Raw genomic sequence first — 18,418 nt, forward strand, 5'->3', positions numbered from 1 at the left:
GTCAGATGAACAGGCCGCGCCGCGCGAACAGCGGCGAGCGCTCGCCGTGGCCGGCGGGCTCGAGGTGATAGCGGGCGACCCGCGCCACCTCGTCGCGCGAGCCGAAGACGAACGGCACGCGCTGATGCAGGCTGGTGGCGCAGAGGTCGAGGATGGCCCCCCGCCCGTCGATGGCCGTGCCCTGGGCCTGCTCCATCAGGAAGGCCACCGGAAAGCCTCGTAGAGCAGGCGCAGGCGGCCGTGGGTGTAGCCCTTCCGCCCGTCGCCGGGATAAAGATAGATGCCGCCGCGCTGGAAGATGCGGTGCGCGTCGGCCACCATGGAGGCCACCCAGCGCATGTTGAAGTCGCGCTCGCGCGGGCCCTTCCGGCCGGCGAGGCAGTCATCCACATAGGCGCGGACGGGGTCGTCCCAGTGGTGGTAGTTCGACATGTTGATGGCGAACTCGGCCGCCCCTTCCTTCACCTTCACGTCGGCATTCACGAGGCGGAACGTGTCGGTGCGATCGAGGGCGAAATGCCAGGTGCCGGCACCCACGGTGAGCATCAGCGCCGTGTGCGGACCATAGACCACGTAGCCGGCGGCGAGCATGTCGCGCCCGTTCTGCAGGAAGGCGGCCACCTCGCCCGCGGCCGATCCGTCCCGGCGCGGGAAGACGGCGAAGATGGTGCCCACCGAGATGCAGGTGTCGATGTTGGACGAGCCGTCCAGCGGATCGATGGCCACCAGCAGCGGCGCGTCCGCGTCGAGCAGCACCGGCGCGTCGTTCTCCTCCGAGGCCACAGCGGCCACCGGGGCCTGCCTCAGGGCGTCGATGACCATGTCGTTGGAGATGATGTCGAGCGCCTTCTGCCCCTCCCCGGCCTCGCCCGACGACAGCGTGCGGGCGAAATCGCCGGCGAGCGGACCCTCGGCGATGCGCCGGGCGAGCTGGGTCGCGCCGACGGCAAGAGCCGCGAGGGTCGTGGCGACATCGCGGCGGCGCGCGTCCTCCCCCGCCCATTCCTCGAGGGCGCAGGCAAGTGTGATTCCCGGTGCGGCGCGATGATCGGCGGTGGGCATGGCGGTCGTCTCCCTGAGGGTCTTCTCCGCGCGACCCGTTCGGCGGGTCGTCATCGGCGTTTTTGGTCCCGCCGCCTCTACGCGTTGCGGGGCTTGTAGTCGGGGGCGTCGATGCCCCCGGAGAACACACGGCTGGCGCGCACGTCGCCTTCGGTGATGGTCGAAAGCGCGGCGCGGTCGGCAAGGCCCCCTTGCTCGAACAGGCGCAGCGACAGGCGCAGGCGCATGCGGTCGAGGGCGTTGCGGATGGACCGCGCATTGGCGAAATTGGGCTGCGCGCGGCGCTTGGTGACATATTCCTCCAGCGCCACCTCGGCCTCGGGACTGAAGGTGTAATCCGCCGCCTGCGCCATGGTCCTGGCGATCTGCACCAGCTCGGCGTCCTCGTAGTCGGGGAAGTCGATGTGGTGAGCGATGCGCGAGCGGAAGCCGGGATTGCTCTCGAAGAAGCGGTCCATGCGGTCCTTGTAGCCGGCCAGGATCACGACGAGATCGTCCCGCTGGTTCTCCATCACCTGGAGCAGGATCTCGATGGCTTCCTGTCCGTAATCCCGCTCGTTCTCGGGCCGGTACAGATAATAAGCCTCGTCTATGAAAAGGACCCCGCCCATGGCCTTCTTGAGAATCTCTTTGGTCTTCGGTGCCGTGTGGCCGATATACTGCCCCACCAGGTCATCCCGCGTCACCGAGACAAGATGACCCCGGCGCACATATCCCAGCCGGTGGAGGATCTGCGCCATCTTGAGGGCGACGGTGGTCTTGCCGGTGCCGGGATTGCCGGTGAACGCCATATGCAGGGTCGGCGCGCCGGAGGTCAGGCCCAGGCTCTCGCGGGCGCGGCCGATGACCAGGTGCGCGGCGATCTCGCGGATGCGGCGCTTGACCGGCTTCAGGCCGATGAGGTCGGCCTCCAGCTCGGCCAGGAATTCAGGGACTTCGCTCTCGGTGAAGAGAGCGCCGAGGTCGAGTCCGCCCGCTGCTGCCTTTGCCGGCAACGCGGCGGACGGTGCGGAAAAGGCGACATCGAGCATGACTCGAACCTCGGCGTTAAGTGGCGCGGTGGGAACGTCCGCGCTGGTGAAGCTTGGGCAAGGGGGCCGGTCAGCCGGCGGCGTACTGCCGGTGCTGGAGGGCGTAGCGCTGGGTGCGGCCGGGGCCTTCGGTGCGCTCCAGGCGGAAGCCGTCCTCGACGGCCGGTCGCTGGACGATGAAGGACAGGCGTACGGTCTCCCAGCCGCGGGTGGAATCGAAGGCGTTCACCCGCACATAGAGCCCGGGATTGGCGCTCCGGCAGGCTTCGACCTCGCCGTAGACGCCGGCGGAGTCGCGCAGGTCGAACATGGGCGGGCCCCACATTTCCCAGTAGGTGTTCCGGGGGTGCGGGTCGTCCGTGTATTCCACCGAGACCGCCCAGCCCTGATCCAACGCATACTGGATCTGGGCCTTGACCTGGGTCGGGGTGAGGTCCGGCAGAAAGGAGAAGGTGCCCTGGGTGATGCGCATGGTGTCCTCCTTCAGGCGACGGAAGCGGTGGGCACGAAATCGGACGTGTCGGTGGAAGCGTAGTTGAAGGTCACCTCGCCCCAGGTATCGAGGGCGGCCCGCAGGGGACGGCACCACTTGGCGGCCTCGACGAGGATCTCGGGACCCTCGTTCCTGATGTCCCGGCCCTCGTTGCGGGCGAGGATCATGACCTCCAGCGCGACGCGGTTGGCGATGGCGCCGGCCTGGATGCCGTCCGGGTGGCCGATGGTGCCGCCGCCGAACTGCAGCACCACGTCCTCGCCGAACAGGTCGATGAGCTGGTGCATCTGCCCGGCATGGATGCCGCCGGAGGCCACCGGCATCACCTTGCGCAGGCCGGCCCATTCCTGGTCGAAGAAGAGGCCGCGGGTGTAGTCGGTCTTCGTCGTCATCTCGCGGCAGACGTTGTAGTAGCCCTGCACGGTCATGGGGTCGCCTTCCAGCTTGCCCACGGCGGTGCCCGCATGCAGGTGGTCGACGCCGGCGAGGCGCAGCCACTTGGCGATGACGCGGAAGGAGATGCCGTGTCCCTTCTGGCGCGTGTAGGTGCCATGCCCCGCACGGTGCATGTGCAGGACCATGTCGTTCTCGCGGCACCAGTTGGAGATGGACTGGATGGCGGTCCAGCCGATGATCAGGTCCACCATCACGATGCAGGAGCCCAGCTCCTTGGCGAACTCGGCGCGGCGGTACATCTCTTCCATGGTGCCGGCGGTGATGTTGAGGTAGTGCCCCTTCACCTCGCCGGTCTCGGCCTGCGCCTTGTTCACCGCCTCCATGCAGTAGAGGAAGCGGTCGCGCCAGTGCATGAAGGGCTGCGAGTTGATGTTCTCGTCGTCCTTCACGAAGTCGAGGCCGCCCTTGAGCGCCTCGTAGACCACGCGGCCGTAATTCTTGCCGGAGAGGCCGAGCTTCGGCTTGGTGGTGGCGCCCAGCAGCGGGCGGCCGAACTTGTCGAGGCGCTCGCGTTCCACCACGATGCCGGTGGGCGGGCCGCGGAAGGTCTTCACATAGGCCACCGGGAGGCGCATGTCCTCCAGCCGGCAGGCCTTCAGCGGCTTGAACGAGAAGACGTTGCCGATGATCGAGGCGGTGAGGTTGGCGATGGAGCCTTCCTCGAACAAATCGAGGTCGTAGGCGACCCAGCAGAAATACTGTCCGGGCTGGCCCGGCACCGGCTCCACCTTGTAGGCCTTGGCGCGGTACATGTCGGCGGCGGTCAGGCGGTCGGTCCACACCACCGTCCAGGTGGCGGTCGAGCTTTCGCCGGCGACGGCGGCGGCGGCCTCCACCGGGTCCACGCCCTCCTGGGGGGTGACACGGAACAGGGCCAGGACATCGGTGTCCTTGGGTTGGTAGTCGCCGTCCCAATAGCCCATCTGGGCATATTTCAGCACGCCGGCGGCGTACCTCTTCTTGGCGTCCTTGATCTGCCCGATGGCGGCGTCGGCACCCATGATGGCGGCCCTCCTTGCTTGTTGAAGGGACCTTGCCTCGCGTCGCGATTTAGGTAAATTTGAATGATGTGAACTCAATATTCAGGAAACCTGAAGTGGCTCACCACTGGACCCTCAAGCAGCTGCGGCTCGTGGCCCTCGCCGCCGCCTCCGGCTCCTACGCCAAAGCCGCGCAGGACATGGGTTTGAGCCCGCCCGCGGTGACCGCGCAGATGAAGGCGCTGGAGGAAGATCTGGGGGTCCCGGTGTTCGAGCGGGCCGACGGCCGCCTGCGACCGACCGCCGCTGGCAAGGAGCTGCTCGCCGCCCAGCAGCGCATCGCCAATGCCCTCGTGGAGGCGGAGCGGGCCATCGCGGCCCTGAAAAGCCCGGAGGCCGGCTCGGTGGTCGTGGGGGTCGTCTCCACGGCGAAGTATTTCGCGCCCATGGCCCTCGCCGCCTTCCGCAAGCGCCGGCCCGAGATCGAGCTGAAGCTGATGATCGGCAACCGCGAGGACATCATCGGCGGCCTCGTCAGCCTCGATCTCGACCTCGCCGTCATGGGCCGCCCGCCGCCGGACCTGGAGGCGCAGACCCAGGTGATCGGCGACCACCCGCACGTGATCATCGCCCCGCCGGCGCACCGCCTCATCGGCTGCCGCCTCGATCCGGCGGACCTGGCGAAGGAGCCCTTCCTGGTGCGCGAGCCGGGCTCGGGTACGCGCATCCTGATGGAACGGGTATTCGGGGAGGCCGGCGTGCCGCAGCCCCCCATCGCCATGGAGATCGGCTCCAACGAGACCATCAAGCAGGCGGTGATGGCCGGCCTCGGGCTGAGCTTCATCTCCGCCCACACGGTGGCCGCCGAGGTGGCGGACGGGCGGCTGGAGGTGCTGGACGTGGCCGGGCTGCCGGCGGTGCGGCAATGGCTCGTGGTGCGGGCGCGGGACAAGCGCCTGCTGCCGGCGGGGCTCGCCCTCCAGGATTTCCTGGCGCGGGAGGGCGGCAGCTTCCTGCCGAAGATGCCGGCCGGCGAAGGCGGAAGGTGCTTCCTGCCCCCGCCGTCGCCGGCCTCGTCCGGGGGATCCGCCGGGCCGAAGCGCCGGCGGTAGGGCGCGCGTTCCCGCGCCGTCCGCTGCGCCGCGTCAGCCGGCGATGGCGCGGCCATCCGGCCCGAAGAAGGGAAAAGGCCCTGGAAATGCGCCGATGAAGCTCCTGTGCGTCACCAGCCGCCCCTCCGCGAACCGGTGCAGCGACAGGCTCGGCGGCTCCATGTGGAAGGTGGGCGGGGCTGCGGGATCGAGGGCGAGGCTCACGGAATGGGCGGGCGCCGGCGCGATGGTGGCCGCAAGCCCGGCGAAGGTGGTCGTCACCGCCCGGTGCACATGGCCGCAGGTGTAGGCCAGCACCTGCGGATGGCGTCGCAGCACCGCCTCCAGCGCCGCCGCGTCGAAGAGGTTCTGCACATCCATGTGGCGGATGCCGGTGAGGAAGGGCGGATGATGGGCGCACACCAGCGCAGGCGTGCCCGGCGCCGCGCCCAGCGCCCGGTCGAGGAAGTCGAGCCCCTCCGCCCCGAGCGTGCCGTGCGGACGGCCATGGACGGTGGAATCCAGCATCACGATGCGGAGCGGAAGATCCTCGACCACATAGTTCACCCGGCCGCCCGCGCAGCGGCCGGCGATCTCGGGAAAGGCGGCGAGGAGGCCGGCCGAGCTGTCGTGGTTGCCGGGAATGGGGAAGACCGGCATGGGCAGCGCCGCCGTGATCTGCCGGAAGCGGGCATGCTCCTGCGGGTCGTCGAAATCGGTGAGGTCGCCGGTGACGATGACCGCATCCGGCCGCGGATCGAGCGCCAGCAGGTGCGCCACGGCGGCTTCGAGGAAAATGGCGGTGTCCACCACGCCATAAGCCAGGCTGCCGGGGCGGCGGATGTGGGTGTCGGTGAGCTGGGCGATGAGCATGGGGTCAGACCAGCGCTATGCGGGCGGGATCAAGGATAAGACCCACCGCCGCCCCGGGGGCGAGGAGCATGTCGGCGGGCGCCTCGGCGACGATGCGGACGCCGCCCGTGCCGGCGAGGATCACACGCTGGCGCGCGCCCTGGAACTCCACCTGCCGGACCTCGAACACCAGCCCGGCTTCAGGCGGCGGGCACAGCCGCGCGGCTTCCGGGCGGAACAGCAGGCGGGCGACGGGCCGGTCCGGCCCCGCGACCGGGACGATGCCCGCCTCCGTCGCGAACCGGCCGCCCTTCACCGCCCCGTCGAGCCGGTTGGTGATGCCGACGAAATCGGCGACGAAATCATCGGCCGGCTGGAAATAGACCTCCCGCGGCGTGCCCACCTGGGCGATGGCGCCGTTGCGCATGACCACGATGCGATCCCCCAGCGCCAGCGCCTCCGCCTGGTCGTGGGTGACGTAGACGGCGGTGATGGCGAGGCGCCGGAGCAAGGCGTCGATCTCGCCGCGCAAATGCTCGCGCAAGGCCGCGTCGAGCGCGGTGAGCGGCTCGTCGAGCAGGATCGCCCGCGGCCGCACCGCCAGCGCGCGGGCCAGCGCCACCCGCTGGCGCTGGCCGCCGGAGAGCTGGTCGATGCGCCGCTCGGAAAGCTGGCCGATGCGCATCATCTCCAGCACGCCGGCCGCCTGCGCCCGCCGCTCCGCCGGGCCGACGCCGCGCACCCTCAGCCCATAGGCCACGTTGTCGACGACGCTCATGTTGGGAAACAGGGCATAGGACTGGAACACCATGCCCACGTTGCGCTTCTCGATGGGCAGAGCGGTGACGTCCACCCCGTCGAACAGAATGCGCCCACCGGCATCGGGCGTCTCCAGCCCGGCGATGAGGCGCAGCAGCGTCGTCTTCCCGCAGCCGGACGGGCCGAGCAGCACCAGCGTCTCCCCCGCCCTCACCTTGAGGTCGAGGGGGGTGAGCGCGCGGGTGCCGTCGGCGAAGGTCTTGCCGCATCCCGAAACGGTGATGGCGGCGCCGGATGCGGCGGTCATTTCGTCCCTCCCGAGGTTGCGCGGCCGAACACCTGGAGGGCGACGAGGAGGGGAACGATCATGACGAAGAAGACCAGGGTATAGGCGCTCGCGATCTCGAGGCGCATGGAGGCATAGCTGTCGGCAAGGCCCACCGGCAGCGTCTTGGTGAGCGGCGTGTGCAGCATCCAGGTGAGGTTGAACTCGCCGATGGAGAGCGTCACCACCATCAGCGCCCCGGCAAGGATGCCGCCCCGCGCATTGGGCACCACCACATGGAAGAAGCGCTGCAACGGCGAGGCGCCGAGCGAGGCCGCCCCCTCCTCCAGCGTGCGCACGTCGACGGCGGCGAGCACCGCCATCACCGCCCGCAGCATGAAGGGCAGCGTGTAGAGCACGTGGCCGGTGAGGATGAAGAGCGGGCTCATGCGGAAGTCGCGGAAGCCGCCATAGGCCAGGATCAAGGCGAGGGCCAAAGCGAGGCCCGGAATGGCGACGGGCAGCGTCACCACCTCCTCCACCAGGCGCGACAGGCGCGAGGGCCGCCGCGCCAGCGCCCAGGCGGCGGGCACGCCGAGCAGCAGCGTCACCCCCAGCGTCCCGAGGGCGATGGCGATGGAGAGCGCAATGGTGCCGGAATAGAGATTCAGCACCTCGCCGATCCAGTTCAGCGTCAGGCCGGAGGAGGGCCCGCGGAAATAGCTCACCGTGAATCCGGCGAGAATGGACGCCCCCGCCGGCACCATCAGGAAAGCGCACGCCAGGAGGGTGACGAGCAGCTGGAAGGCGAAGGTGAGGCGGTGGGGCGGAAGGCCGGATCTCATGGCATCACCCCGCCGCCGCGACGCCGGAGCCGGCGAAGTTGCGGGCCAGCGCCAGCACCGCCCAGGTGATGGCGCCGAGGGCGAGGGACAGAGCGGCGGCGGTGGCGAAGTTCGCGTTGAGGGTGAACTCCGTATAGATGGTCATGGCCAGCACATCGATGCGCGTGGCCAGGGTGAAGGCGGTGCCGAAGGCGCCCATGGCAGTGGCGAAGGCGATGGCACCGGAGGCCATGAGCGCCGGCGCGATCCCCGGCAGGGTCACGTCGCGCAGCACCTCCAGCCGGCCGGCGCCGAGCGAGCGCGCCGCTTCCTCCAGCGCCGGATCGAGCTTCTCCGCCGCCGCCATGAGGGTCACCAGCACCCGCGGCAGGGAGAAATAGACATAGCCGGCGAAGAGGCCCGCCATGGAATAGGCGAACACCCAGCGCCCGAGCCCAAGGCTCATGGAGAGGCTGGACAAAAGCCCCTGCCGCCCCGCCAGCAGGATGACCATGAAGCCCACCACCACGCCGGGGAAGGCGAGGGGCAGGGTGAGCAGGGAGACGAGGAGCGCGCGACCGGGGAAACGGTTGCGCGCCAGGAACAGGGCCACCACCGTGCCGGCGGCCAGCGTCGCCGCCGTCACCGCCGCCGACAGGAGCAGGGTGGCGACGAGGGTCGCGAGGTGCCGTGGATTGGTGAGGATGGCAACGTATTCCGCCAGGCCGTTCGGCCCCGCGCCGGCGACGCCCACGAGCCGCACCAGGGGCAGCACGAAGAAGGCCGCCACGAACAGGAACAGCGGCAGCAGGAACAGGCGGGCGAGGCGGTCGGCGCTATGCATGGCGGTCTTTCGATGGATGCCATGCCCGGCGGGTCAGGGCATGCGGTGTTCGAGCGGGGCCGCGTCCCGTGCCCCGGCCGACCGGAGCGTCAGCGGAGGGAGAGCCGGGACCCAGCGCAACGAACCGCCGAAGGCCTGCCGAACCCGCCGCTGCCGGGGATACGGTCTGCTCCGCAGGATTCGTGTGCTGGGTCCCGGCTCGGCGCTCCGCCTTCGGCTGCGCTTGGCCGGGACATGCGGGCGTTTCTGTTCTTACTTCACCGCGTTCAGATACGCTTCCGAGAACGCCTTCTGGGCGGCTTCCATCTTGGCATAGTCCACCGGCTTGGCGCGGGCATAGTCGGAGGCCGGGAGGAAGCGGCTGGCCACGTCCTTCGGCAGCTCGATGTTGCGCGCCGGGCGCAGATAGGCCTTCGCCCACATGCCCTGCCCCTTGTCGGAGAGCACGTAGTCCAACACCTTCTTCGCCGCCTCGGGATGCGGCGCGCCCTTCACCATGCTCATGACGTAGGGCACCACCACCGTGCCCTCGCACGGAATGACGAAGACGAAATTGCCCATGTCCGAGTAGCGGGCGCGGTAGGCGTTGAAATCGTAGTCGAACAGGATCGGGATCTCGCCCGAGACCACGCGGGCGTAGGAGGTCTGCTTCGGCACGATGGGCTGGTTCGCCTGCAGCTTGCGGAAATATTCGATGCCCGGCCTGAAGTCGTCGAGGGTGCCGCCCAGCGCGCCATTCACCGCCACCGCGCCCACATAGCCGACGAAGGCGGAGGTGGGATCGAGGTAGCCGACGAGGCCCTTGTATTCGCTCTTCAGGAGGTCCGCCCAGCAGGCCGGTACCGGCGTCTTGCCGAGCGCGTCCTTGTTCACGAACAGGCCGAGGGTGCCCGAATGGATGGTGAACCAGTTGCCGTCCGGATCCTTCAGGCCCGCCGGGATGTCGGCAAAACCCTTCGGCTCGTAGGGCTGGGTGACGCCCGCATCCTTCGCCTTGATGCCGAAGGTGACGCCCAGATAGGCCACGTCCGCCACCGGGCTCGCCTTCTCCGCGATGATCTGGGTCAGGGACTGGCCGGAATTCTTGTTGTCCTGCGGCACGTCAATGCCGAGGTCGGCCTTGATCGCCTTCAGCATGCCGCCCCAGTCGGCCCATTCGGGCGGGCAATTGTAGCAGATGGCGTCCGCCGCCACGGCCGGGCGCGCCGGCACGAGGGCGACGGACACGGCGGCAAGGGCACTCGCGGCGAGAACACGGGTCAGGATGCGGCGCATGGCGTCAGCCTCGCGGGTTGGGGGTCGGGGGTGAAGGCGGGTTGCGCGGGACGGCCCGCTTGGGCGCGGCGGCGAGCGTGCCGCCGGGGCGCAGGGTGAAGGGCAGGCGCTCGACGCGCGGTCCCTCGCCCTCCTCCAGCATGGCGAAGAGCATCTCCACGGCGCGCTCGCCCATCCGCCGGGTGGGGGTGTCCACGGTGGCGAGGCTGGGGTTCATGGCCCGCCCCAGGGCGATGCCGTCGAAGCCGGCGAGGGACACGTCGCGCGGCACCGCGAGGCCGAGCTCGCGCAGCGCGCCCGCCACCGAGAGGGCCAGCAGGTCGTTGGAGCACAGGGCCGCGGTGGGCCGGCCGGCGCCGGCGAACAGCCCGGCGAGGGCGGCGGCGTGGCTCGGGGCGTCGCCCAGATAATCGAGCTCCACCGGCGCCTCGGGAGCGAGGCCGGCGGCTTCCATGGCGGCGCGGTAGCCCTCATGGCGGCGCCGCGAGCGGTCGGAGGTGGAGAAGCGGCCGGCGAGATAGGCGATGCGGCGGTGCCCGGCGGCGATCATCGCCCCGGTCAGCGCATGGGTTGCGGCCGCATTGTCCACGCACACCGCCGCGCGGGCGTCCGCGGCCGGCTCATTGTGGATGAGCACGTAGGCGATGCCCTCGGCGTCGAGCAAGTCGAGGGTGGGATTGTGATCGGCGTCGGCGACGGTGAGGAGCAGCCCGGCCACGTTCTGCGCCACCAGCGTTTCCACCAGCTCCGCCTCGCGGCCGGGCTCGTAGTCCGTGGCGGTAAGCAGCAGGGTATGGCCGCGCCGCCGCGCCTCGCCCTCCATGCCGGCGACGGAGGCCGCGAAGACCGGGTTGGTGAGGCTGGGAATGACCACGCCCAGGGTGCGCATGCGCAGGGTCTTCAGCGCCCGGCCGATCTCGCTGGGGCGGAAGCCGAGCTCGGCGACGGCCGTCCGCACCCGCGCTTCCACCTCGGAGCTGGTGGGGGCGGAGCGGTTGATGACGCGGCTCACCGTCGCGATGGAGCAGCCGGCGCGTTCGGCAACCGTGCGGATGGTGACGATGCGGGCCATGATCGATCCTGCGGCGGGCGATGCCGGATGACAACGCGAAACCGTTTTCAGGATCGATACCCACCCCACGCGACGGGCGTGTGACGGCGGGCCCAAAGGCAACAGCGGGCGTGCCGAGGCACGCCCGCTGCGGGGAAGGGACAATCAAGGGCGGCGAGCATCCCTTCCTTCGCGTGGCCTCACCGGGGCGGGAGGCGATCATCCTTCGGTTCGTGGGGCGGACCCATCGGCGGCGGGCCCATGGGAAGAGGCGGGGGCAGGAGAGGCGGGGGCAGGAGCGTCGGCTCGATGCGCGCCAGACGCTCCAGCTGATCCGGTGTCAGCCGCGCTTTCAGAACCTCCACCGCCTGCGCCAGCCGGACACCGGCCTGGCCGGCCTCTGCCACCCGCGCGGCAAAGGCCGAGGTCAGGGCGAAGGCATCCGCCGGCGAAGCCGCGCCAACCCGGTCGGGCGGCGGCGGGGCCACGGCGGGCGGACCGGGCGGCGGCGGAACCGCCGCCTGCAGCGCATCGGTGAAGTCGCGCCACGCATCGAGCTGTCCGGCGCGGATCCCGATCGCGGTTTCCGCCGAGGCGAGGCTGCGGGCGAGGGCCAGCGGACCCGGCGGCGGCCGGCGTCCATCATGGGGGCCGCGCGGCCCCGGCGGGCGGGACGCTTCTTGCGGGCGGGCCTCGGCCGAAGCTCCCTGCATCTCCAGCGCAGCCATGCGCACGGGCTCCTCGCCCGAGGCCTGCGGCAGCCGGTCCTGACTCTTCCTCATGGGCGCCGCGGGCGCGGCGAGAAGGCCCGCCCCAGAAGGGGGAGGATGAGCGCCCCGGCGAGGATCGCCTTGCGGAGTGGTGTCTGCGGCATCGAGTGCCTCCTCAGAACCGTTGATGGGGGCACTGTGGCGGGCGCAGGTTGCTGCCGAAGGTCTCCATATGTCCAAAAGTCACGGCAGCGCCCGGATTTGTGACGCAATGTTGCTGGACTGCGGTGGGCAATATTCGGATGCACGGCAAGCGCGCCGCGTCGGCCGGCTCCTTTATTCTCGAAGGCGCTGCGGCTTCGGCCGCCGGTCCAGGAAGCGGGAGGAGCAAGCGGGTGGAGGCGGGTGCGCACATCCTCGTCGTCGACGACGATCTCGAAATCCGCCGGCTGCTCGGGCGCTACCTGGCGGCGCAGGGCTTCCGGGTGACGACGGCGGGCGACGGGCGCGAGATGCAGGAGAAGCTCGCCACCCAGCGCATCGACCTGGTGGTGCTCGACCTCATGCTGCCCGACGCCTCCGGGCTCGACCTGTGCCGCGGCCTCCAGGCCGGCCCGCGCACGCCGGTGATCCTGCTGACCGCCCTCAAGGAGGACGTGGACCGTATCATCGGCCTCGAGATCGGCGCCGACGACTATCTCGGCAAGCCCTTCAACCCGCGCGAACTGGTGGCGCGCATCCGCGCCGTGCTGCGCCGCTCCGGCCCGCCGGAGGCGACGCCCGCCGATACCCGGGCCTACCGCTTCGCCCGCTTCCGCGCCGAGCCGGAACTGCGCCGGGTCACCGACGAGGCAGGCAGCGAGATACCCCTCACCGGCGCCGAGTTCGACCTGCTCATGGCCTTCCTGGAGCGGCCGGGGCGCATCCTGTCCCGCGACCAGCTGCTCGACATCACCAAGGGCCGCGAGGCCGGCCCCTTCGACCGCTCGGTGGACGTGCTGGTCAGTCGCCTGCGGCGCAAGCTCGGTGACCAGGGGACGTTCCAGATCCTGAAGACCCTGCGCAACGGCGGCTACCAGCTCGCGGTGCGGGTGGAACAGGAGGACGCGGTGTGAGAACCCTGCGCGCGCAGGTCACCGCCATCCTCGTGGTGGCGGTCCTGGTGGTGATCGCCCTCGCCAACAGCGCGTCCTTCTTCCTCTCCCGGCCGCCCGAGCTGCCCTTCGGCGGCATCGGCGCGATCGCCCGCCACGTCGCCGAGACCGCCGACCTGGCCGCCGCCGTGCCCGCCGGCACGCCGGCTCCCGGCCTCTCGACCGCCCCCCGGCCGGCGCGATCGCCGAGGAGCCCACCCGCCGCCTCGCGGAGGCCCTCGCCCAGAACGGCCGGAGCCTTCGGGTGCGCGTGGTGCATCCCGAGGGCGGCGGCCCGCTGGTGACCGCGGCCGGCCTGCCGGACGGACGCTGGCTGGTGATCCGGGATGCCGGTGGCCTGCCGCCGCTGCCGCCCGGCCCGCCCGGAGGCCCCTTCGGCTTTGCCATCTGGCTCACCTGCATGGTGGCGGGCGTGACCGGCGTGGTTGTCCTCGTCGTGCGGCGGCTGACCAAGCCGCTCTCGCTGATCGAGGAGGCGGTGACCCGCATCGGTCCGGACGGCGAGCCGCCGGTGCTGCCGGAGGAAGGCCCGGCGGAGGTCCGTGCCGCCGCCGCGGCCATCAACCGCCTGTCGGCCCGCCTCAAGTCGGCCATGGACAGCCGCATGCGCATCGTGGCCGGCGCGGCGCACGATCTGCGCACGCCGCTGACCCGCATGCGCCTGCGGGCCGAGTTCATCCCCGACGACGAGGAACGGGTCCAGTGGCTCGCCGACCTCGCCGAGCTCGACCGCATCGCCGACAGCGCCATCCGCCTGGTGCGCGAGGAGGTGGAAGGCGGGCCGGAGGAGGTGGTGCGCCTCGATGTGCTGGTGGAGGGGGTCGTCGCCGAGGTGGAGGAAGCCCGCTGCCCGGTCCGCCTCGTGGACGCCGAACCGGCAAGCGTGCGCGGGCGCCCGCTCTCGCTGCGGCGCGCGACGCGCAACCTGGTGGTGAACGCGGCGACCCACGGCGGCGGCGCCCGGGTGGCGGTGCGGCAGGACAACGGCCGCGCGCTGCTGCTCATCGAGGATGACGGGCCGGGCATTCCCGAGGCCCTCATGGGGCAGGTGTTCGAGCCGTTCTTCCGGGTGGACCCGGCGCGCCACGTGAAGATTCCCGGCGCGGGCCTCGGGCTTGCCATCGCCAACGAGATCATCTCGCGGCATGGCGGGCGCCTCGTGCTCGCCAACCGGCCGGGGGGCGGCCTGCTTCAGCAGGTGGAGCTGCCGGCGGTGACGCGGGACGGGGCCGGCGGCTGACGCCCCGGCCCGCGACGCACGGGCAGGGCCCGCCGGCTCAGGCTCAGGCTCAGCGGGTCGGCACCGGCTTCTCGCCGCGATAGTCGTAGAAGCCACGCTGGGTCTTGCGGCCGAGCCAGCCGGCCTCGACATACTTCACCAGCAGCGGGCAGGGGCGGTACTTGGAATCCGCCAGTCCCTCGTGCAGCACCTGCATGACCGCGAGGCAGGTGTCGAGGCCGATGAAGTCGGCGAGCTGCAGCGGGCCCATGGGATGGTTGGCGCCGAGCTTCATGGCCCGGTCGATGGAATCCACGCTGCCGACGCCCTCGTAGAGGGTGTAGATGGCCTCGTTGATCATGGGCAGCAGGATGCGGTTGACGATGAAGGCCGGGAAGTCCTCGGCCACCGCATAGGTCTTGTGCAGGCGGGTGACGAACTGCTTGGAGCTCTCGAAGGTGTCGTCGTCGGTGGCGATGCCGCGCACCAGCTCCACCAGCTCCATCAGCGGCACCGGATTCATGAAGTGAATGCCGATGAAGCGCTCCGGCCGGTCGGTGGAGGCGGCGAGCCGGGTGATGGAGATGGACGAGGTGTTGGAGGCGAGCATCGCCTCCGGCTTCACCACCGCGCAGAGGCCGGCGAAGATCTTGCGCTTCACCTCCTCCTTCTCGGTGGCGGATTCGATCACGAGATCGCACTCGGACAGGCCCTCGACCTTCTCCGCCGCAACGATGCGGCCGAGCGCCTCGTGCCGGGCCTCCTCGGTCACCACGCCCCTGGACACCTGCTTGGCCATGTTGCCGTTGATGGTGGCAAGGCCCGAGCGGATGCGGTCGGGATCCGCGTCGTGGAGGGCCACGTCATAGCCGGCGAGGGCGCAGACGTGCGCGATGCCGTTGCCCATCTGGCCAGCGCCGATGACCCCGACCTTCTTGATCTCGAGCGGCATGATTCTCTCGTTTTTCGCCTGTAAGCCGGGGGGAGAGCCGGCGCCCTGGTGGCCGCGGCCGGGATGCGCCCGGCCGCCTGCTCCTGATCCTATCCCTTCGCCTTGGCGATTTCCGCCTTGAGCTCGGGGATGACGGTGTTGATGTCGCCGACGAGGCCGTAGTCGGCCACCTGGAAGATGGGGGCCTCCTCATCCTTGTTGACGGCGACGATGACCTTGGAATCCTTCATGCCGGCCAGGTGCTGGATCGCTCCGGAGATGCCCAGGGCGATGTACAGCTCGGGGGCCACCACCTTGCCGGTCTGGCCCACCTGCCAGTCGTTCGGGGCATAGCCCGCGTCCACCGCGGCGCGCGAGGCGCCCACCGCCGCGCCCAGCACGTCGGCCAGGGGCTCGATCAGCTCGGCGAACTTCTCCCGCGAGCCCAAAGCGCGGCCGCCGGAGACGATGATCTTCGCCGCGGTCAGCTCCGGGCGGTCGGAGGCGGCGATGCTCTCTTCCACGAAAGTGGAGATACCGGGATCGGCCACCGCCGGGATGCTCTCGATGGCCGCCGCGCCGCCCTCGCCGGTGGCGGCGAAGGAGGCGGTGCGCACCGTGATCACCTTCTTGGCGTCACCGGACTTCACCGTCTGGATGGCGTTGCCCGCATAGATGGGCCGCTCGAACGTGTCGGGCGCCACAACCTTGGTGATGTCGGAGACCTGCATCACGTCGATGAGCGCCGCGACGCGCGGCAGCACGTTCTTGGCCACCGCGGTGGAGGCGCCGACGATCGCGTCATAGCCCGGCGCCAGCGCCACGATCAGCGCCGCGAGCGGCTCGGCCAGGCGGTGCGCATAGAGCGCGTCGTCCGCCAGCAGCACCTTCTCGACGCCGGCGAGCTTCGCCGCGGCGTCCGCCACGCCTTGCGCGCCCTGGCCGGCGACGAGGACATGCACCGGTCCGCCGAGGGCGGCGGCCGCGGTGAGGGCCTTGGCGGTGACGCCGTTGAGAGCCGAATTGTCGTGTTCGGCAAGCAGCAAGACAGCCATCAGATCACCCCCGCCTCGTCCTTGAGCTTCGCCACCAGCTCGGCCACCGAGCCCACCTTCACCCCCGCCTTGCGGCCGGACGGCTCGGCGGTCGAGAGCACGGTGAGGCGCGGCGCCACGTCGACGCCGTAGTCGGCGGGCGTCTTCTCGGCGATGGGCTTCTTCTTCGCCTTCATGATGTTGGGCAGCGAGGCGTAGCGCGGCTCGTTGAGCCGCAGGTCGGTGGTGACGATCGCCGGGCCGTTGAGCTTCACCGTCTGCAGGCCGCCGTCGATCTCGCGGGTCACCGCCACGCCGCCGTCCTCGATGGAGACCTTGGAGGCGAAGGTGCCCTGCGGCCAGCCGAGCAGGGCCGCCAGCATCTGGCCGGTCTGGTTGCAGTCGTCGTCGATGGCCTGCTTGCCGAGGATGACCAGGCCGGGGGCTTCCTCGCCCACCACGCCCTTGAGGATCTTGGCCACCGCCAGCGGCTCCACCACGCCGTCGACCTTCACCAGGATGCCGCGGTCGGCGCCCATGGCCAGCGCCGTGCGCAGGGTCTCGGAGGCCTGCGCCGGCCCGATGGACACCGCGATCACCTCGCTCGCCTTGCCGGCTTCCTTCAGGCGAAGCGCCTCTTCCACCGCGATCTCGTCGAACGGGTTCATGGACATCTTCACGTTGGCGAGCTCCACGCCCGACCCGTCCGACTTCACCCGGACCTTCACGTTGTAATCCACCACCCGCTTAACGGGCACCAGGATCTTCATAGAGGCGTGCTCCCCGTTCCCCGAAATTGCGACCGGCGGTCGAAAAATCGCCCCCGTCGCCGTGACTTCCGCTTATTCCCTGCGATGCAGCATTTCTTGCGGGCCGGCAACGTAGGAGGGGGCCGAAAGTGTGTCAACGCTCGCCTTTTGGCCCCGCCGGCCGGCTCGGCACGCCGGAGGGATCGCGATCGAACAGCGCGACGCCGGGCCGGCGCATCACCGCCACCAGCAGCGCGCCGCAGAGGAAGCCGCCGAGATGCGCCCACCAGGCGGTGTCCTGGTCCTGCGCGGCCAGGATTTGCCACACCTGGAGCGCGAACCATGCGCCGATGACCCAGTAGGCCGGCACCCTGAGCGGAATCTTCAGGAGGATCAGCGCCCACAGGCGGATATTGGGGTGGAGCACCAGATAGGCCGCGATCACCCCCGCCACCGCCCCCGACGCGCCCACGAGGGGCGTCTCGGACGAGGGATTGGAGAGAATGTGCGCCGCCCCGGCCAGCATGCCGCACAGAAGGTAGAAGGCGAGGAAGCGGGCATGGCCCATGGCATCCTCCACATTGTCGGCGAACACCCACAGGAAAGCCATGTTGCCGATGAGGTGCAGCCAGCCGCCATGCAGGAACATGTAGCTGACGAGGGTCAACGCCGGCGGCAGCCGTTCATAGCCCGGCGGGAGCATCGCCTCCCCGGTCACCACGGCGGGAATGGCGCCGAAGGCGAGGACGCCGGCCTCGCTCACCTCGCCGAACGCCCCGTGCTGGAGCACCACGAAGACGAAGACGTTCAGCGCCAGCAGCGCCCAGGTGACATAAGGGCGCACCACGTGCTCGAGCGGATTGGCGTCGGCGATGGGAACGAACATCCCGCAGGCATCCCGGCAAAGCGGGGCCGGCCCGGCGCGGCGCGCCCGGCCCTCGTCCCGCGCCCCCAGCTTAAAGGGTTTTCCGACGCGGTGGGCAGCGGTTCGCGCGAAGAAAACGCCGCATGCAGCAGGGGCACAGGGCGCCGCCGGCGCCGGCTACCGGTTCGCCCCCGGCACCCAGAGCACGTCGGCGGCGCCCCGCGCATTGGCGTAGCGGCCGGCGACGAACAGGAGGTCGGACAGGCGGTTCACGTAACTGATGGCCGGCCGGCCGACCGTGCCTTCCGCCTGGTGGGACAGCTCCACCATGATTCGCTCGGCCCGCCGGCAGATGGTGCGGGCGAGGTGCAGGTGCGCGGCGGCCGGGGTCCCCGCCGGCAGGACGAAGGAGGTGAGCGGCGACAGCTCGGCGTTCAGCGTGTCGATGTCCTGCTCGAGCCGCGCCACCTGCGCCGGCACCATGCGCAGCGATGCGCCGGGCGCCTCGTCCGCCGCCGGCGGCACGCACAGGTCCGCCCCGAGGTCGAACAGGTCGTTCTGCACGCGGGTGAGGATGGCATCCAGCGCCGCCTCCCCGGCCAGATGCAGCCGGGCGATGCCGATGGCGGCGTTGGCCTCGTCCACCGCGCCATAGGCCTCCACCCGCAGGTCGTACTTGGGTACCCGGGCGCCGGTGCCGAGGCCGGTGGTGCCGTCGTCACCGGTACGCGTGTAGATCTTGTTCAGCTTCACCATGCCCTGTGTCCCCCGCG

At 70.4% G+C, this 18,418-nt stretch carries 19 protein-coding genes and 1 pseudogene; 4 read left to right on the forward strand and 16 right to left on the reverse strand.

All coding sequences use genetic code 11. The annotated features are described in order from the left end of the window. Window position 1 precedes the first annotated feature (1 nt). The 4 genes and pseudogenes from EZH22_RS07035 to EZH22_RS07050 all read right to left on the reverse strand — a co-directional run bounded on the left by EZH22_RS07035 (window position 2) and on the right by EZH22_RS07050 (window position 4,043). A pseudogene (locus EZH22_RS07035) lies at window positions 2-1,062 on the reverse strand (class 1 fructose-bisphosphatase). Window positions 1,063-1,139: 77 nt separating this feature from the next. After that, entirely contained in the window at window positions 1,140-2,093 is a 954-nt protein-coding gene (gene cbbX / locus EZH22_RS07040) for a CbbX protein (RefSeq protein WP_203194991.1), read from the reverse strand. A 70-nt stretch (window positions 2,094-2,163) separates the two neighbouring features. After that, window positions 2,164-2,565, reverse strand: coding sequence for a ribulose bisphosphate carboxylase small subunit (locus tag EZH22_RS07045; protein WP_203194992.1), 402 nt, complete (start codon window positions 2,563-2,565; stop codon window positions 2,164-2,166). 11 nt (window positions 2,566-2,576) lie between these two features. Then, on the reverse strand, window positions 2,577-4,043 hold the full coding sequence (locus EZH22_RS07050; protein WP_203194993.1) for a form I ribulose bisphosphate carboxylase large subunit: 1,467 nt from the start codon (window positions 4,041-4,043) through the stop codon (window positions 2,577-2,579). Window positions 4,044-4,138: 95 nt separating this feature from the next. On the opposite strand from EZH22_RS07050, the gene EZH22_RS07055 reads away from it, so the two are divergent. Beyond that, window positions 4,139-5,134, forward strand: coding sequence for a LysR family transcriptional regulator (locus EZH22_RS07055; protein WP_203194994.1), 996 nt, complete (start codon window positions 4,139-4,141; stop codon window positions 5,132-5,134). A gap of 33 nt (window positions 5,135-5,167) precedes the next feature. On the opposite strand, the gene EZH22_RS07060 is transcribed toward EZH22_RS07055, so the two are convergent. The 7 genes from EZH22_RS07060 to EZH22_RS07090 form a co-directional block, all read right to left on the reverse strand. Beyond that, window positions 5,168-5,986, reverse strand: a complete 819-nt coding sequence (locus tag EZH22_RS07060; protein ID WP_203194995.1) for a phosphodiesterase — start codon at window positions 5,984-5,986, stop codon at window positions 5,168-5,170. A 4-nt stretch (window positions 5,987-5,990) separates the two neighbouring features. After that, on the reverse strand, window positions 5,991-7,031 hold the full coding sequence (locus EZH22_RS07065) for an ABC transporter ATP-binding protein (protein WP_203194996.1): 1,041 nt from the start codon (window positions 7,029-7,031) through the stop codon (window positions 5,991-5,993). Continuing rightward, entirely contained in the window at window positions 7,028-7,834 is an 807-nt protein-coding gene (locus EZH22_RS07070; RefSeq protein WP_203194997.1) for an ABC transporter permease, read from the reverse strand. The genes EZH22_RS07065 and EZH22_RS07070 overlap by 4 nt, the downstream gene beginning before the upstream one ends. Before the next feature lie 4 nt (window positions 7,835-7,838). Continuing rightward, entirely contained in the window at window positions 7,839-8,657 is an 819-nt protein-coding gene (locus tag EZH22_RS07075) for an ABC transporter permease subunit (protein ID WP_203194998.1), read from the reverse strand. A 252-nt stretch (window positions 8,658-8,909) separates the two neighbouring features. Then, window positions 8,910-9,932 carry an ABC transporter substrate-binding protein gene (locus EZH22_RS07080; RefSeq protein WP_203194999.1) on the reverse strand — a complete coding sequence of 341 codons (1,023 nt, stop codon included), beginning with the start codon at window positions 9,930-9,932 and terminating at the stop codon, window positions 8,910-8,912. A 4-nt stretch (window positions 9,933-9,936) separates the two neighbouring features. Further along, on the reverse strand, window positions 9,937-11,004 hold the full coding sequence (locus EZH22_RS07085; RefSeq protein ID WP_203195000.1) for a substrate-binding domain-containing protein: 1,068 nt from the start codon (window positions 11,002-11,004) through the stop codon (window positions 9,937-9,939). 179 nt (window positions 11,005-11,183) lie between these two features. Continuing rightward, entirely contained in the window at window positions 11,184-11,765 is a 582-nt protein-coding gene (locus tag EZH22_RS07090) for a hypothetical protein (protein ID WP_203195001.1), read from the reverse strand. Between the two features lie 323 nt (window positions 11,766-12,088). Here EZH22_RS07090 and EZH22_RS07095 point away from each other — a divergent pair, with 323 nt between their 5' ends. The 3 genes from EZH22_RS07095 to EZH22_RS32360 are packed head-to-tail and all read left to right on the forward strand — an operon-like array spanning window position 12,089 to window position 14,087. Then, window positions 12,089-12,808, forward strand: a complete 720-nt coding sequence (locus EZH22_RS07095; RefSeq protein WP_203195002.1) for a response regulator — start codon at window positions 12,089-12,091, stop codon at window positions 12,806-12,808. Then, window positions 12,805-13,131, forward strand: a complete 327-nt coding sequence (locus tag EZH22_RS07100; RefSeq protein WP_203195003.1) for a hypothetical protein — start codon at window positions 12,805-12,807, stop codon at window positions 13,129-13,131. The genes EZH22_RS07095 and EZH22_RS07100 overlap by 4 nt, the downstream gene beginning before the upstream one ends. Further along, on the forward strand, window positions 13,092-14,087 hold the full coding sequence (locus tag EZH22_RS32360; protein ID WP_203195004.1) for an ATP-binding protein: 996 nt from the start codon (window positions 13,092-13,094) through the stop codon (window positions 14,085-14,087). The genes EZH22_RS07100 and EZH22_RS32360 overlap by 40 nt, the downstream gene beginning before the upstream one ends. A gap of 49 nt (window positions 14,088-14,136) precedes the next feature. Here the strand turns inward: EZH22_RS32360 and EZH22_RS07110 are convergent, their stop codons facing one another. From EZH22_RS07110 to EZH22_RS07130, 5 genes are all read right to left on the reverse strand, one after another. Beyond that, the gene (locus tag EZH22_RS07110) at window positions 14,137-15,018 is read right to left on the reverse strand and encodes a 3-hydroxybutyryl-CoA dehydrogenase (RefSeq protein ID WP_203195005.1); all 882 of its coding nucleotides are present in this window, start codon (window positions 15,016-15,018) and stop codon (window positions 14,137-14,139) included. A gap of 89 nt (window positions 15,019-15,107) precedes the next feature. Further along, complete coding sequence (locus EZH22_RS07115) at window positions 15,108-16,052, reverse strand: electron transfer flavoprotein subunit alpha/FixB family protein (RefSeq protein WP_203195006.1); 945 nt, start codon at window positions 16,050-16,052, stop codon at window positions 15,108-15,110. Next, window positions 16,052-16,801: an electron transfer flavoprotein subunit beta/FixA family protein gene (locus EZH22_RS07120; protein WP_203195007.1), complete on the reverse strand. Its 750-nt coding sequence runs from the start codon at window positions 16,799-16,801 to the stop codon at window positions 16,052-16,054. The genes EZH22_RS07115 and EZH22_RS07120 overlap by 1 nt, the downstream gene beginning before the upstream one ends. A gap of 133 nt (window positions 16,802-16,934) precedes the next feature. Continuing rightward, entirely contained in the window at window positions 16,935-17,666 is a 732-nt protein-coding gene (locus EZH22_RS07125) for a rhomboid family intramembrane serine protease (protein WP_203195008.1), read from the reverse strand. 156 nt (window positions 17,667-17,822) lie between these two features. Then, the gene (locus EZH22_RS07130; protein ID WP_203195009.1) at window positions 17,823-18,401 is read right to left on the reverse strand and encodes a cob(I)yrinic acid a,c-diamide adenosyltransferase; all 579 of its coding nucleotides are present in this window, start codon (window positions 18,399-18,401) and stop codon (window positions 17,823-17,825) included. Window positions 18,402-18,418: the final 17 nt, after the last annotated feature.

Origin of the sequence: Xanthobacter dioxanivorans (assembly GCF_016807805.1) — a bacterium.
GTDB classification, from domain to species: domain Bacteria; phylum Pseudomonadota; class Alphaproteobacteria; order Rhizobiales; family Xanthobacteraceae; genus Xanthobacter; species Xanthobacter dioxanivorans.

Excerpts from the sequence above, each read along its gene's own strand:
- cbbX (WP_203194991.1), bottom strand. The coding sequence starts at position 2,093 with ATGCTCGATGTCGCCTTTTCCGCACCGTCCGCCGCGTTGCCGGCAAAG.
- EZH22_RS07045 (WP_203194992.1), bottom strand. The coding sequence starts at position 2,565 with ATGCGCATCACCCAGGGCACCTTCTCCTTTCTGCCGGACCTCACCCCG.
- EZH22_RS07050 (WP_203194993.1), bottom strand. The coding sequence starts at position 4,043 with ATGGGTGCCGACGCCGCCATCGGGCAGATCAAGGACGCCAAGAAGAGG.
- EZH22_RS07060 (WP_203194995.1), bottom strand. The coding sequence starts at position 5,986 with ATGCTCATCGCCCAGCTCACCGACACCCACATCCGCCGCCCCGGCAGC.
- EZH22_RS07065 (WP_203194996.1), bottom strand. The coding sequence starts at position 7,031 with ATGACCGCCGCATCCGGCGCCGCCATCACCGTTTCGGGATGCGGCAAG.
- EZH22_RS07070 (WP_203194997.1), bottom strand. The coding sequence starts at position 7,834 with ATGAGATCCGGCCTTCCGCCCCACCGCCTCACCTTCGCCTTCCAGCTG.
- EZH22_RS07075 (WP_203194998.1), bottom strand. The coding sequence starts at position 8,657 with ATGCATAGCGCCGACCGCCTCGCCCGCCTGTTCCTGCTGCCGCTGTTC.
- EZH22_RS07080 (WP_203194999.1), bottom strand. The coding sequence starts at position 9,932 with ATGCGCCGCATCCTGACCCGTGTTCTCGCCGCGAGTGCCCTTGCCGCC.
- EZH22_RS07085 (WP_203195000.1), bottom strand. The coding sequence starts at position 11,004 with ATGGCCCGCATCGTCACCATCCGCACGGTTGCCGAACGCGCCGGCTGC.
- EZH22_RS07090 (WP_203195001.1), bottom strand. The coding sequence starts at position 11,765 with ATGAGGAAGAGTCAGGACCGGCTGCCGCAGGCCTCGGGCGAGGAGCCC.
- EZH22_RS07110 (WP_203195005.1), bottom strand. The coding sequence starts at position 15,018 with ATGCCGCTCGAGATCAAGAAGGTCGGGGTCATCGGCGCTGGCCAGATG.
- EZH22_RS07115 (WP_203195006.1), bottom strand. The coding sequence starts at position 16,052 with ATGGCTGTCTTGCTGCTTGCCGAACACGACAATTCGGCTCTCAACGGC.
- EZH22_RS07120 (WP_203195007.1), bottom strand. The coding sequence starts at position 16,801 with ATGAAGATCCTGGTGCCCGTTAAGCGGGTGGTGGATTACAACGTGAAG.
- EZH22_RS07125 (WP_203195008.1), bottom strand. The coding sequence starts at position 17,666 with ATGTTCGTTCCCATCGCCGACGCCAATCCGCTCGAGCACGTGGTGCGC.
- EZH22_RS07130 (WP_203195009.1), bottom strand. The coding sequence starts at position 18,401 with ATGGTGAAGCTGAACAAGATCTACACGCGTACCGGTGACGACGGCACC.